This is a genomic window from Pseudomonas sp. App30 (assembly GCF_047947025.1).
Taxonomy (GTDB): Bacteria; Pseudomonadota; Gammaproteobacteria; order Pseudomonadales; family Pseudomonadaceae; genus Aquipseudomonas.
Window position 1 is genome coordinate 43,333 of record NZ_CP133165.1, and the last position, 13,686, is coordinate 57,018.

Sequence of the window (13,686 nt, forward strand, 5' to 3'; positions counted from 1 at the left end):
CGTGTTCCAACAGCGATGCCCCGGAGAATGGATGCCATGAACCCCACCCGCCGAACCCTGTTGACGGCCATGCTGGGCGCCTGGACGGCCTCGCACATCGGCTTTGCCCTGGCTGAGCCGGTCGACAGCCCGGCCCAGGCCGATTTCCTCGCCCTGTCGGCGCTGATCGCCGGCCAGCAGGCGCTGGACGCCAGCCTGGCCGCCGCCCTGTACCGGGCCTTGTGCGACCTGCACCCTGATTTTCCCCAGCAGGCCCGCCAACTGCTCAGCCTGATCGAAGCCCGGCGCATCAGCCCCGAGACCCTGCAGCACACCCTCGACAGCGAACAATCGCCGCTGGCCAAAGTGCCCCGGGCCATCGCCCGCGCCTGGTTCATGGGCATCGTCGGCAGCGGCGCCCAGGCGCGCTGCGTGGCCTACGAACAGGCGCTGAACGCGCAAATGGTCAGCGACGTGCTGCAGCCGCCCAGCTTTGCCTTGGGTGGCTACGGCAGCTGGACGCAAAAGCCGGTGGCGGGCAATGCCTGAGGCCCTGAGCGCCGACGTGGTGGTGATCGGCAGCGGCATTGTCGGCGCCACCGCAGCCAGGCGCCTGGCAGAGCGCGGCCTGTCGGTGCTGATCCTGGAGGCGGGCGGGCCCATCGACCACGCCCAGGTGGTGGCCGCGTTTCGCGCCGCGCCGCGCAAGCACGACTGGCTGGCGCCGTACCCGTACCACGACTGGGCGCCGCACCCTATCTACCAGCCCGAGCCCAACGGCTACCTCGACCAGGCCGGCCCGTACCCCTACGACACCCAGTACATCCGCGGCGTGGGCGGCACCAGTTGGCACTGGGCGGCCCAGGCCTGGCGCCTGCTGCCGAACGATTTTCGCCTGAAAAGCCTGTACGACGTGGGCGTCGACTGGCCGCTAAGCTATGCCGACCTGGAGCCGTTCTACCAGCAGGCCGAGGTGCTGATGGGCGTGTCCGGCGCCGCCAACACCGGCTCGCCCCGCAGCCAGCCGCTGCCCATGGCGCCGGTGGCCGAGCCCTACGCCATGGCACGGATTCGCGAACGCCTGGCGCCGGCCTACAGCGTGGTGGGCAACACCGCCGCGCGCAACAGTCAGGTCTACGATGGCCGGCCGCCGTGCTGCGCCAGCAACAGCTGCCAGCCCATTTGCCCGATCAACGCCCAATACCACGGCGGCATCGCCATCCAGCAGGCCGTGGCGGCGGGCGTGCGCCTGCAGATCAAGGCCGTGGTTTATCGCCTGGAGCACGACGCCCAGGGGCGCATCGTCGCCGCCCATTACTATGACCCGGACAAGCAGAGCCATCGGGTCACCGGCCAGACCTTTATCGTCGCCGCCAACGGCATCGAAAGCCCCAAGCTGCTGCTGATGTCGGCCAGCGACCGCTACCCCCACGGCCTGGCCAACGGTTCGGGGCAGGTGGGCCGCAACCTCATGGACCACCCCAGCACCTCGCTCAGTTTCGACGCCGACGAGGAGCTTTGGCTGGGCCGCGGCCCGCAAAGCCCCAGTTCGATCAACACCCTGCGCGACGGCGATTTCCGCCGCCATCGCGCCGCCTACCGGTTGGATTTCACCAACGTCTCGCGGGTCGACACGGCCAGCGAGGCGCTGCTCAAGGCTGGGGTCTATGGCGTAGCGTTCAAGACCCAGTTGCGCCACCGCGCCGCCTTCGAAATGAGCGTGAAAGACGTGCTGGAGCTGCTGCCCCACCCGGATAACCGCGTCACCCTCAGCGACCGCCGCGACAAACTGGGCCTGCCCACGCCACGCCTGCACTACGCGATAGACGACTACACCCGGCGCGGCGCCGAAGCTTCGCGCCAGGACTTCCTCTGCATCGCCCAGCTAATGGGCGGCACTAACCTGCGCCACAGCGCCGATGGCAAGTTCTCCAACAACCAGCACATCACCGGTACCCTGGGCATGGGCCACGACCCACGCACCTCGGTGTGCGACGGATTTGGCCGCTGCCATGAGCATGACAACTTGTACCTGTGCGGCACCGGGGTGATGCCGACCTCGGCCACGGTCAACTCGACGCTCACGGCAGTGGCCCTGGCGCTGCGCAGCGCGCAGGCGATCATTGATAAGCAAAGCTGATGAACTGCTTTGAAAAACAAAATTATCAAAATAATCTAATGGCGTGACAATCCACCGATGCCCGTATCGTATCGAATCGTCCAATAACAACGAGGTTCACACCATGCAAGACGTCGTCATCGTCGCCGCCACCCGCACCGCGGTCGGCAGTTTCCAGGGCTCGCTGGCCACCATTCCCGCCGTCGACCTGGGCGCCGCGGTGATCCGCCAACTGTTGGCCCAGACCGGCCTCGACGGCAGCCTGGTGGACGAAGTCATCCTCGGCCAGGTGCTCACCGCCGGTGCCGGCCAGAACCCGGCCCGCCAGGCTGCCATCAAGGCCGGCCTGCCCGTGGCCGTGCCGGCCATGACCCTGAACAAGGTCTGCGGCTCGGGCCTCAAGGCCCTGCACCTGGCGGCCCAGGCCATTCGTTGCGGCGACGCCGACGTGATCATCGCCGGCGGCCAGGAGAACATGAGCCTGGCCAACTACGTGCTGCCCGGCGCGCGCACCGGGCTGCGCATGGGCCACGCGAGCATGGTCGACAGCATGATCAGCGACGGCCTGTGGGACGCCTTCAACGACTACCACATGGGCATCACCGCCGAGAACCTGGTGGAAAAATACGGTATCAGCCGCGAAGCCCAGGACGCCTTCGCCGCGCAGTCCCAGGCCAAGGCTGCGGCCGCCATCGAAGGCGGGCGCTTCGTCGCCGAGATCACCCCCATCCTGATTCCCCAGCGCAAGGGCGACCCCATCGCCTTCGCCACCGACGAGCAGCCACGCGCCGGCACCACGGCCGACAGCCTGGCCAAGCTCAAGCCGGCGTTCAAGAAGGACGGTACGGTCACGGCCGGCAACGCCTCGTCGCTGAACGACGGCGCGGCCGCCGTGCTGCTGATGAGCGCTGCCAAGGCCCAGGAACTGCACCTGCCGGTGCTGGCCCGCGTCGCCGCCTACGCCAACGCCGGCGTCGACCCTTCCATCATGGGCATCGGCCCGGTCAGCGCCACCCGCCGTTGCCTGCAGAAAGCCGGCTGGACCCTCGACCAACTGGACCTGATCGAAGCCAACGAAGCCTTCGCCGCGCAGGCGCTGTCGGTGGGGCAGGAGTTGGGCTGGGACGCCGACAAGGTCAACGTCAACGGTGGCGCCATCGCCCTGGGCCACCCCATTGGCGCGTCGGGCTGCCGCGTGCTGGTGACCCTGCTGCATGAAATGATCAAGCGCGATGCGCGCAAGGGGTTGGCGACCTTGTGCATTGGTGGCGGGCAGGGTGTGGCGTTGGCGTTGGAACGGGTTTAATGCCAGGACGCGGCCTTTGGCCGCTGCTACAAGCCCCGTAGCAGCGGCCGCAGGCCGCGTCACCAGCGCCGCTTAATCGGCGCGCGTCGCATGAGCCCAGCGGTAATCCAACCGCGGCACCCGCACCTTGATTCGGCGCGTGGCCTGGGTCAGCACCGGCTCATGCACCGGTTCCGGGTCACGCAGGAACACCATCATCACCGCGCTCAGCGCATACAACCCCGAAAACGCCCACACCACGCCTTCCAGCCCGTAACGGTCGCTGAAAATCGCCACCACCGCCGGGCCCACCCACGTGGAGGCACCCGCACCCAGGCTCAGCACTGACAACGCCGCCGCCTTGTTTTGCGGCGCCAGGGCCGGTGCCAGCGCCGACAGCGGCACGAAGCACGCCAGCGTCAGCCCGTAGAACGCGCCGAACACCGAGGCCAGCAGGAAGTTGTGCGGGAACGCCTGGGGCATGAAGAAGAACAGCGGCGTGCTGATGGTGCTGCCCACTGCGCCCAGCCAGAGGATGGTGTTGCGGTAGCCGATGCGCGTGCTGACGATGCTCGAGCCCATGTTGCCGATGATGTTGAACACGAACACGATGGTCAGCAGGCGCAGCCATTGCTCCAGGGTGAAGCCCACGGTGTGCATGAAGAAACCGGGCAGCACCACCAGGAAGCCGAACATCGACGCGGTGTTGATCACCCGCACCAACCCGGCCAGGGTCACCTTGGGCTGGGTCCACATGATGGTGATGTTCTTCGCCATCGACACCAGCGGTTTCTCGCCTTCGGGCGCCAGGCGTTGCAGGCCGTGGCTTTCACGCATGCCCACCAGGCCGATGATGCCGCCGATGACCACCAGGCCGAACGACAGCCAGAACGTCTGCAGGGCGCCGATGATGGGGATGCTGATGCTCGCCACCAGCGAGCCCAGGGTTGGCAGGCCCGCCGCGTAGGCCACCCAGAACCAGCCTACCGCCAGGCCCATCTTGCGTGACGGCGTGGCGGCGGCGATCCACACCAGGAAGCCGTAGGCGAACAACGGGTAGCCGAAGCCGCGCAGGCCGTAGGTGAGCAGGATCATCGGGTAGCTGAGCTTCTGCAGGCCGTAGACCAGGAACAGCGCCTCGAAGACGCTCCAGATGATCAGCCCGAGGGTCATCACCCGTTTCGGGCCCCACAGGTTGGACAGTGCGCCGGCCAGCCAGGAGGAAATGCCGACCGTGACCCCGTACAGGGTGAAGACCATGGCGATCTGGTGTTCAGGCAGGCCGCGTTGGCCGAGGAAGGGCGAGAGGTAACCGAGTTCGACGCCGTCGCCGATCATGAAGATCAACAGGCCGACGAAGCCCCAGAACAGCGGGTAGGGAATGCCGATTTTGGCGCATAGGCGGGCGAGGGGAGAGTGCGGAGTGGATTGATCGCTCAATGTTCCGTTTCCTTGTGTGCAGCAGGTGCTTGGGCGCACCAATGAATGGCCTCGAGGAGGTTGAAGGGCAGGCTCAGGTGAGCGGTCATAAAACGACGGAAAACGACAGTGATGCGGGCGTGGTTTCTGGCTTTTATCGGGTGTCGAGTCGCGTTACCTTTTTAGTTATCGCACCTGAAAACCGATAGCGCAACCGTTTGCGTGGCGCTAGCCTGCGACATCTCGCCCGGTTGCAAGGCCCCTGGCCACCATTCCCCGTGGCCTGCGGCGCTCAGAAAAAACTTACTGACACCGCCATTTCGCGGGTCCACGCAAGTGTATTTGGAGCAACGGCCACAGGCCGCGTCCGAAATCCCCCGCAACGCACCCAAGGTAGCCATTCCCTAGCCTCGCCATTACCGTACTGTCTTCAGCCAGGGAGGCATTACCATGGAAGGCAAACGCCGCGCCTACACACTGCGCACCGGCCGTTGCAGCGAACCGGGCCGCATCTATCTGCTCACCACGGTGACCGAGGGGCGCACGCGATATTTCGAGCAGTTGCGGGCGGGCCGGCTGGTGGTCCATAAACTGCGCTCGGCGCACGAGGCAGGGCTGGTCGAGTCGTTGGCCTGGGTGGTGATGCCGGACCATCTGCATTGGTTGATCGCGTTGCGAGAAAAGTCGTTGGGTGAGGTCATGTGCAGGGTGAAGGCGCGCAGTAGCCAGAGCATTAACCAGCATCTGGGCCGCACCGGGCGCTTTTCGCAAAAGGGGCTACCACGACCGTGCGTTGCGCAAGGAAGACAACCTCAAGCAGATGGCGCGGTACGTCGTCGCCAATCCCTTGCGCGCCGGCCTGGTGAAGCGCCTGGGCGATTATCCGCTGTGGGATGCTGTCTGGCTGTAGCCAGCCGGACGCAGCCTTCGGCAGCTGCTACGCGAAATCCTGTAGCAGCGGCCACAGGCCGCGTCCCGAGCGCCGCGATTCTGCTGGCACGCCACAGGCCGCGTCCTGCGGCCGATCACATCAGAAGATGTAATCCGTGGTCAGGAAGTTCGACTTCCGGTCGTGGATGATGTCGCTGATCAACGTCTTGTTCGCGTCCTGGAACTTGGTGGCCACCAGGGTGCGAATCGAGAAGGTGCGCAGGGCGTCGAACACCGACAGGGTGCCTTCGGCCGAGTTCTTGCGGCCGTTGAACGGGTAGGTGTCCGGGCCACGCTGGCACTGGGCGTTGATGTTGATGCGGCCGACCTGGTTGGCGAAGATGTCCACCAGCTTGCCCACCTGGGTAGCGTCAGTGCCGAAGATGCTCGCCTGCTGGCCGAAGTCGGACTCCAGCACGTAGTCGATCACGGTCTCCAGGTCACGGAACGGCACGATCGGCACCACCGGGCCAAACTGCTCTTCCTGGTACACGCGCATCTGCGGGGTGACCGGGAACAGCACGGCCGGGTAGAAGAAGTTGCCGCGAATGGCACCGCCACCGGCGTTCACCACCTTGGCGCCCTTGGCCTCGGCGTCGGCGACCAGGCCCGACAGGTACTCGGTCTTGCCCGACTCCGGCAGCGGCGTCAGCGACACGCCAGCGTCCCACGGCATACCGGATTTCAGCGCCGCCAGCTTCTGGTTGAATTTCTCGATGAAGCTGCCCACCACGTTCTCGTGCACGAACAGGATCTTCAGGGCGGTGCAGCGCTGGCCGTTGAACGACAGCGAGCCGGTGATGGCCTCGTTGACGGCGTTGTCCAGGTCCACCTCGGGCAGGATGATGCCGGGGTTCTTGGCGTCCAGGCCCAGGGCCGAGCGCAGGCGGTGCGGCTTGGGATGCAGTTTCTTCAGGTCACTGGCGGCTTTGTGGGTGCCGATGAAGGCGAAGATGTCGATCTTGCCGCTGGCCATCAGCGCGCTGACGGTCTCGCGGCCGCTGCCGTAGATGACGTTGATGACGCCGGCCGGGAAGCTGTCGCGGAACGCTTCCAGCAACGGACGAATCAGCAGCACGCCGAACTTGGCCGGCTTGAACACCACGGTGTTGCCCATGATCAGCGCCGGGATCAGCGTGGTGAAGGTCTCGTTCAGCGGGTAGTTGTACGGGCCCATGCACAGCGCCACGCCCAGCGGCACGCGGCGGATCTGGCCCAGGGTGTCCTGTTCCAGCTCGAAGCGGCTGGACTTGCGGTCCACGTCCTTGAGGGCGTTGATGGTGTCGACGATGTAGTCGCAAGTACGGTCGAACTCTTTCTGCGAGTCCTTGAGGTTCTTGCCGATTTCCCACATCAGCAGGTTGACCACCGCGTCGCGCTGCTCGCGCATGCGTGCCAGGAAGCCTTCGACGTGGCGAATACGCTCGGCCACGCGCAGGTTCGGCCAGGCACCGCGGCCCTTGTCGTAGGCGCGCACGGCGGCGTCCAGGGCGGTCAGGGCGGTGTCGGCGTCGAGCAGCGGCGTGCTGCCCAGGATCACCTGCTGGTCGCCTTCGGGGGTGTCGAGGAAAATCGGGCTGCGGACGGTGGCCAGGGGGCCTTCCCAGCGGCGCAGTTCGCCATCGACCAGGTAGTCGCGTTGCTCGACCTGGCCGCTCAGGCGGTACTGCTCGGGGATATCCGCTGCTGTGGGGTACAGACTGCTCAGTGGATCTTGGCTCATGACGCTACCTCCATGGATGACCGGGACAAAGAAATCAGCATAGCGCTATTGTGGGCCGGCTGAAACGTGTCAGCACCAAAATCGGTCGGGTTTTCATCAGCTTGCTGCAAAAGGGTGAGCGCCCATCATTTGCCAGGGGCTGTTAACATGGCCGCGCTTTGAAGCCCACGAGGAACCCCGCGTTTTGCCTGAAATCCCCGCCCTAGACCCGTTGCCGGACGTGCGCAACCCCCTGGTCCAGTACCTGGCGCGGCTGGTGCCATCCAGCCAGCTGACCATGAAATACGTGCTGCAGGACGCCGCCGATCGCTTAGGCTTCGCCGACACCGACATCCGCGACGTGCCCTGGCACGTGCTGCAACCGGGCCATATCACCGGCCTGGTGGCCGCCCTGCGCACCGACGGCTATGCGCCCAATACCTCGTCGCTGTACGTCAACGCCATTCGTGGGGTGATGAACGAGGCCTGGCGCCTGAGCCTGATCGACCAGGACCACCTGCTGAAAATGCGCTCGGTCAAGCCGGCCGCCGGCACGCGGCTCAGCCAGGGCCGCAACCTCAAGCGCACGCTGATCCGCGAACTGATGGACGTGTGCGCCGCCGACCCGCGGCCCCAGGGCCTGCGCGACGCGGCGGTGATCGCGATTCTGTACGGTTCGGGCATGCGCAAGTCGGAGTCGGTGAACCTTGACCTGGCGCAAATCGATTTCCAGGAACGCAGCCTGCAGGTTACCGGCAAGGGCAACAAGCAACTGGTGAAATACGCCCCGGCCTGGGCGTTCGAGAAGCTGGAAGCCTGGCTGGCGTTTCGCCGCGAGCACTTGGGCGAGGGCGAGCAGGACGACACGTTCCTGTTCAACCGCATCCGCCGCGGCAGCCACATCACCCGCGAGCGCATCACCAAGCACGCGATCTATTACATCGCCCGCCAGCGCGGCACCCAGGTCGGCGTGAAGATCATGCCGCATGATTTCCGCCGCTCGTTCATCACCCGGGTGATCGAAGAGCACGACCTGTCCATCGCCCAGAAACTGGCGCACCACACCAATATCCAGACCACCGCCAACTACGACGTGCGCGACGACAACGAACGCCGCCGCGCGGTAGACCGTTACGATTTATGAGGGTAATGGACAGCCTGTGGGAGCTGGCTTGCCAGCGAGCCTTTGAGGTCAAAAGCTCGCCGGCAAGCCGGCTCCCACGGTTATTGTCTACACCAACGGCACCGGGCTCAACGTACCCAGCAACGACACCGCCGCCAACGCCCCCAACCCCAGCAGCCACTCCACCAGCACCGTCTGGCGCAAGGTGTTCAGGGCAATGCGCTGATTGGCCAGCGCCGCGCGGTTGAACAGTGCCAACGCCAGCATGCACGCCACGATCGAGGCCTTCACCGCCAGCACCAGGGCAAAGCCCGAGTCCATGGGCGTGGGCCACAGCGCACCGGTCAGCACGCGCACGTTGATCAGGCCGGTAACCAGGATGCCGGCCACCAGCACCAGGCCATAACCGCTGAAGCGCAGCAGGGTGCCGCGCAGGTCGTAGCCGGCCGGGCGTGCCTGGATGATCATCAGCAGCATCAGCGCGCCCATCCAGCCCGCCACGCACAGCAGGTGCACCAGCTGGTTGAGCATCAGCAGCGCGCCGGGCACGCCACTGAGCATGGCGGCGTGGCCAACCGGCGCCAGGGTGGCCAGTTGCACGGTGCTCAGGCCCAGGGGCAGCCAGGTGGGCAGGCGCATGGGAATGCGCAGGCACATCAGCAGCACCAGGCTGGCGAACAGGTGCACGAACCAGGCCTTGCCGAAGAAGGTCTGGGTCAGCACCTTCATGATCACGTCACTGTTGAGCGCCGACTGCCAGTTGCCGGCCATGTCGGCAGCGGTCAGCATCAACCAGGCCACCGCGGTGATCAGGCCGATGCCGGCCAGCAGGCACAGCAGCGGGTCCAGCCACTGGCGCAGGCGCGCCTGCTGGCGGGCGTCGCCCAGCAGCAACGGGCGGAAAACCAAAGTGCCGAACACCAGCAGCACCACGCAGAAATGCACGAAACGAACGACGACCAAAGCACTCATGGGGTTACGGGGCCACCTTGAAGCTGTAGCTGCCGTCGCTGTTGTGGGTGTCCACCGACAGGGCATGCCACTTCACGGTGTAGGTGCCTGCGGCCAGCGGTGCGGCCGGGGTGACGATCAGGGTTTTCTTGTCGGCGCCCTGGGTGGCGATGCTCTTGACCAGCACGGGCTCGCCGTCGCGGCTCAGGTCAACCTTGGTGAAGCTTTCCTCCACGCCCTCGGTAAACACCAGGCTCAGCTCGGCCGGGGCGCTGACGGTGGCGTCGGCCGCCGGCGTGGCGCTTTTCAGGTGGGCATGGGCGAACACCAGCGGCGACACGGCGCAGCCAAGCAGCAGCGCGGTGGCACCCAGCAGTTTTTTCAAGGGCAGGGCAGGCATATGCAGTACCTCGGGCAGTTAAATAGGCGCAATTAAACACGATCTGAGGGTAGCAGGCGGGTGAAATGTTTTACTTGAAGTCTAAGTTGCGTCACGCTCGCGGTTTCATCGGCCCCCTTTATCAACGGACCCCGCGCTTTCCATGACCTTCCCGCACCGTGGCTGTACCGTGTTTGCCCTTGGCCTGTTGCTGGCCGCGCCCCTGGCCCTGGCCGACGAGGTGGTGATCACCTGGCCGGCGGGCTGGAGCGTCGAGGAGCTGCCTGCCGGCAGCGACCCGGCCGTGCACCGCCAGCGCGCGGCGAAGAATGACGCCAACGGTGACCCGCAGATGGTGGTGGAACTGACCCGCACGGCGCTGGCGCCGGACCACCAGGTGAACCTGGGCGGCGTGGTGCTGGAAATGCGCAAGGCGCTGCAGATCAACTTCAGCCATGGCGGTTACCAGAGCGTGTGCACCAAGGTCCACGACTCGAAGCTGGGCGACATCGCCGCGGTGGAAACCACCTGCAAGATCAGCCTCAACGGCGGCCACGTGATGACCCAGACCCTGGTGGCGGGCAGCGCGCCGGGGGCGGCGTATTCGTTGTCGTATGCCGGGTCGGCGCAGGGGTACGCCGACAACGAGGCGCAGGTGCAGGCGATTCGCGATGGCCTGAAGCTGCAGCAAACCCAATGAGTCCGCCGCTATCGCCCGTAGCCGCTGCCGCCAGGCTGCGCTGGCCATCGCGTACGCTGGAGATGTGCAGCGAGGCATAGGGCCAGCGCAGCCTGCGGCAGCGGCTACGGCATCAGTGGCGCGGCATGTGGCGCTGCAACGCCACCACCGTCCCCACGTTGACCAACGCCAGCACGCCCAGCACCGCCAGCGTCGCCGTGGCACCGAAATGCGCCTGCAGATACCCACCCAGCAGCGGCGTCAGCGCCTGGGCAATCAACACCGGGCGCGCGATACGCCCCAGCACCACGGCGTAGGTGGCCGGGCCAAACAGCGCTAGAGGCAGGGTGCCGCGCACAATCGACCGAATACCGCTGCCCAGCCCGTACACCACGATAGCCACCAGCGCCCATTGGGTCGCGAACAGCAGCCCTGCCAGGCCCGCGGCCACCAGCAGCACCGACGCCAGCGTGCTCCAGATAGGATGCGCGTTGCGCCCCAGCACCACCTGCAACACCCGCACGCCCACCTGGCTGGGGCCGATCAGCGCGGCCACGCCCAGGGCTGCCGTAAGGCTGAAGCCGAGGTTTTGCAGCAGGCTGATCAGTTGCACTGAAATAGCGGTGAAAATAACCGCCGCCAGGGTGAAACTGGCCGTCAGCAGCAGGAACACCCGGCGGTCTGGCGCCGTGCCGCTGGCACCGGGCGCCGCCGCGTGGCTGGCGGGCAGGGCAGCCAGCGGTGGCAGGGTGCGCAGGTAAATCGGCAGCACTATCACCAGCAGCAGGCCGCTGTAGGTCAGGCAGGCGCCGCGCCAGCCCAGGTGCGCCACCAGCGCCGCCACCAGCGGCCAGGTGATCGAGGTGCAGAACCCCGACACCAGGGTGATCTGGGTGATGGCGCTGCGTGCGTCGCTGCCGAAGCGCTGGCCCAGGGCCGCGAACAAGGGGTCATAGAGCCCGGCGGCCATGCCAATGCCGATCACCACCCAGGCCAGCAAGAAGCACGGCAGGTTGGGCGCCACCGCCAGCAGCGCCAGGCCGGCGGCCAGTATCGGCGCGCTGGCCACCAGCACCCGGCGGCCGCCCAGGCGCGCCACCAGGCGGCCAACACTGGGCGCCAACAGGCCAGACAGCAGGATGGCCAGCGACAGTGCGCCGTACACCCAGGCCTGGCTCCAGCCCGTGTCGGCCACCACGGGCGCGGCAAGCACGGCAATCAGATAGAACGAGCCACCCCAGGCGATGATCTGGGCGATGCCCAGCAGGGTGGAGGTAGTGAGGGTGGGGCGGTGGGCAGAATCAGTCACGGCGGCTCCGGTGGCCAGGCGGGGAAGGCTGGCAAGGGTATCCCAGCACGGGGCCGCTCGCCCAGTGAAGGTGCCGCTGATCGCCTGCAATCGACCTTCACCCAGCCCTGTGGTCGGAAATAATTCGCCAGGCGAGTAAATTTCCGCAAAGCCGCTACGTTCAGCAGATAGGCGCTTTGTTTCGCCGGCAGTTTTCGACTCAGTAACAGCGAAGCGCGACCTTGAATACGGATAACCACCAGGCCGACTACACGGCCCGCCACAGGCGCACGCTCCCCCTTGCCGCCCGCCCCAGCCTGGGTGCGATGAACGGCAGCGTCGCCGTGCCCGCAAATGGCCATTGGCTGCGCCGTCTGCTGGCGTTCGCCGGGCCCGGCTACATGGTTGCGGTGGGCTACATGGATCCGGGCAACTGGGCCACCGACATCGCCGGCGGCTCGCAGTTTGGCTACACGCTGCTGTCGGTGATCCTGCTGTCGAACATCATGGCCGTGCTGCTGCAGGCCCTGGCCGCGCGCCTGGGCATCGCCACCGGCCTGGACCTGGCCCAGGCCTGTCGCCAGCGCTACCCCAAGCCAGTGTGCATTGCCCTGTGGCTGGCCTGCGAGGCGGCGATCATCGCCTGCGACCTGGCGGAGGTGATCGGCACCGCCATCGCCCTCAAGCTGCTGTTCGGCATACCTATGTTGTGGGGCGCGGTGCTTTGCGTGCTGGACGTGTTCCTGATCCTGCTGCTGATGAACCGCGGCTTCCGCGCGCTGGAAGCCTTCGTCATTGCCTTGCTGACCCTGATATTCGCCTGCTTTGCCGCGCAATTGGTGCTGGCCCAGCCGCAATGGCGTGAAGTGTTCCAGGGCTTTATCCCCCAGGCCAGCATCGTCACCCACCCGGCCATGCTGTACATCGCCATCGGCATCATTGGCGCCACGGTGATGCCGCACAACCTCTACCTGCATTCCTCCATCGTCCAGACCCGTGCCTACCCGCGCACCCCGGAAGGCCGTCGCAGCGGCCTGCGCTGGGCGGTGGCCGACAGTACCATCGCCCTGACCCTGGCGCTGTTCGTCAACGCCGCCATCCTCATCACGGCTGCTGCCGTCTTCCATGGCAGCGGCCATACCGACGTGGTGGAGATCGAGCAGGCCTACCACCTGCTGTCGCCGCTGCTGGGCGTGGGCATCGCCTCGGCGTTGCTGGGCGTGGCGCTGCTGGCCTCGGGCATCAACTCCACGGTGACCGCCACCCTGGCGGGGCAGATCGTCATGGAAGGCTTCCTCGACCTGCGCATCCCCGACTGGGCGCGGCGCCTGCTGACCCGTGGCATCGCCATCGTGCCGGTGATCGCGGTCACCAGCCTGTACGGCGAGGAGGGCACCGCGCGCCTGCTGGTGTTGAGCCAGGTGGTGCTGTCGATGCAGCTGCCGTTCGCGGTGATTCCGCTGGTGAGCTTCGTCTCCGACCGCCGCAGCATGGGCGAGCTGGTCATCGGCCCGGTGACCAAGGTGCTGGCCTGGCTGGTGGCTGCGGTGATCGTGGTGCTGAACCTGAAGCTGTTGTGGGACACGCTGGGCAGCCTCTAACCCCTCCTTTTTTTCTCCACCGTAGCAGCGGCCGCATGGCCGCGTCATTGGCGTGTCCGTTATTCGGTGGTGCACAGGACGCAGCCTGCGGCAGCTGCTACGATTTCGTACTGTATTACGTACCCTGTAATTACATATGATTTGTCGCTTGTTATTTTGCGGTAATTTCAATTTATAAAGAGTTGATAATATAGGGTTATCAAATGTCAGCACCTGAACACGGCAAAACCG

Annotated in this window: 11 protein-coding genes and 1 pseudogene; 7 read left to right on the top strand and 5 right to left on the bottom strand. The window is 65.9% G+C overall.

The features are described from left to right. Positions 1-36: 36 nt before the first annotated feature. The 3 genes from RAM80_RS00165 (at position 37) to RAM80_RS00175 (ending at position 3,404) form a co-directional block, all read left to right on the top strand. The gene (locus RAM80_RS00165; RefSeq protein WP_416424212.1) at positions 37-528 is read left to right on the top strand and encodes a sugar dehydrogenase complex small subunit; all 492 of its coding nucleotides are present in this window, start codon (positions 37-39) and stop codon (positions 526-528) included. Then, positions 521-2,119: a GMC family oxidoreductase gene (locus tag RAM80_RS00170; protein ID WP_416424213.1), complete on the top strand. Its 1,599-nt coding sequence runs from the start codon at positions 521-523 to the stop codon at positions 2,117-2,119. The genes RAM80_RS00165 and RAM80_RS00170 overlap by 8 nt, the downstream gene beginning before the upstream one ends. Before the next feature lie 103 nt (positions 2,120-2,222). Continuing rightward, the gene (locus RAM80_RS00175) at positions 2,223-3,404 is read left to right on the top strand and encodes an acetyl-CoA C-acetyltransferase (RefSeq protein ID WP_416424214.1); all 1,182 of its coding nucleotides are present in this window, start codon (positions 2,223-2,225) and stop codon (positions 3,402-3,404) included. Positions 3,405-3,476: 72 nt separating this feature from the next. On the opposite strand, the gene RAM80_RS00180 is transcribed toward RAM80_RS00175, so the two are convergent. Further along, on the bottom strand, positions 3,477-4,823 hold the full coding sequence (locus RAM80_RS00180) for an MFS transporter (protein ID WP_416424215.1): 1,347 nt from the start codon (positions 4,821-4,823) through the stop codon (positions 3,477-3,479). 429 nt (positions 4,824-5,252) lie between these two features. Here RAM80_RS00180 and RAM80_RS00185 point away from each other — a divergent pair. Next, positions 5,253-5,712, top strand: a pseudogene (locus tag RAM80_RS00185) (REP-associated tyrosine transposase). Positions 5,713-5,832: 120 nt separating this feature from the next. Here the strand turns inward: RAM80_RS00185 and RAM80_RS00190 are convergent. Next, the gene (locus RAM80_RS00190) at positions 5,833-7,455 is read right to left on the bottom strand and encodes an NADP-dependent glyceraldehyde-3-phosphate dehydrogenase (protein WP_416424216.1); all 1,623 of its coding nucleotides are present in this window, start codon (positions 7,453-7,455) and stop codon (positions 5,833-5,835) included. A gap of 184 nt (positions 7,456-7,639) precedes the next feature. Here RAM80_RS00190 and RAM80_RS00195 point away from each other — a divergent pair, with 184 nt between their 5' ends. After that, positions 7,640-8,578, top strand: coding sequence for a site-specific integrase (locus RAM80_RS00195; protein WP_416424217.1), 939 nt, complete (start codon positions 7,640-7,642; stop codon positions 8,576-8,578). Between the two features lie 87 nt (positions 8,579-8,665). Here RAM80_RS00195 and copD read toward each other — a convergent pair whose 3' ends face one another. Then, a complete protein-coding gene (gene copD / locus RAM80_RS00200) occupies positions 8,666-9,529 on the bottom strand; it encodes a copper homeostasis membrane protein CopD (RefSeq protein WP_416424218.1) in 864 nt (287 codons plus the stop codon). Positions 9,530-9,533: 4 nt separating this feature from the next. Next, positions 9,534-9,899 (bottom strand): copper homeostasis periplasmic binding protein CopC, encoded by a 366-nt coding sequence (gene copC, locus RAM80_RS00205; RefSeq protein WP_416427601.1) that lies wholly within the window; start codon positions 9,897-9,899, stop codon positions 9,534-9,536. Positions 9,900-10,050: 151 nt separating this feature from the next. Between copC and RAM80_RS00210 the strand changes: the two genes are divergently transcribed. Next, positions 10,051-10,587 (top strand): DUF4946 domain-containing protein, encoded by a 537-nt coding sequence (locus RAM80_RS00210; protein ID WP_416424219.1) that lies wholly within the window; start codon positions 10,051-10,053, stop codon positions 10,585-10,587. Between the two features lie 112 nt (positions 10,588-10,699). On the opposite strand, the gene RAM80_RS00215 is transcribed toward RAM80_RS00210, so the two are convergent. Beyond that, positions 10,700-11,824 carry an MFS transporter gene (locus tag RAM80_RS00215; protein WP_416427602.1) on the bottom strand — a complete coding sequence of 375 codons (1,125 nt, stop codon included), beginning with the start codon at positions 11,822-11,824 and terminating at the stop codon, positions 10,700-10,702. A gap of 272 nt (positions 11,825-12,096) precedes the next feature. Between RAM80_RS00215 and RAM80_RS00220 the strand changes: the two genes are divergently transcribed. Beyond that, positions 12,097-13,455: an Nramp family divalent metal transporter gene (locus RAM80_RS00220; protein WP_416424220.1), complete on the top strand. Its 1,359-nt coding sequence runs from the start codon at positions 12,097-12,099 to the stop codon at positions 13,453-13,455. Positions 13,456-13,686: the final 231 nt, after the last annotated feature.

Coding starts and splice junctions, on each gene's coding strand:
- RAM80_RS00210 (WP_416424219.1), top strand. CDS start 10,051: ATGACCTTCCCGCACCGTGGCTGTACCGTGTTTGCCCTTGGCCTGTTG.
- RAM80_RS00170 (WP_416424213.1), top strand. CDS start 521: ATGCCTGAGGCCCTGAGCGCCGACGTGGTGGTGATCGGCAGCGGCATT.
- RAM80_RS00175 (WP_416424214.1), top strand. CDS start 2,223: ATGCAAGACGTCGTCATCGTCGCCGCCACCCGCACCGCGGTCGGCAGT.
- RAM80_RS00165 (WP_416424212.1), top strand. CDS start 37: ATGAACCCCACCCGCCGAACCCTGTTGACGGCCATGCTGGGCGCCTGG.
- RAM80_RS00190 (WP_416424216.1), bottom strand. CDS start 7,455: ATGAGCCAAGATCCACTGAGCAGTCTGTACCCCACAGCAGCGGATATC.
- copD (WP_416424218.1), bottom strand. CDS start 9,529: ATGAGTGCTTTGGTCGTCGTTCGTTTCGTGCATTTCTGCGTGGTGCTG.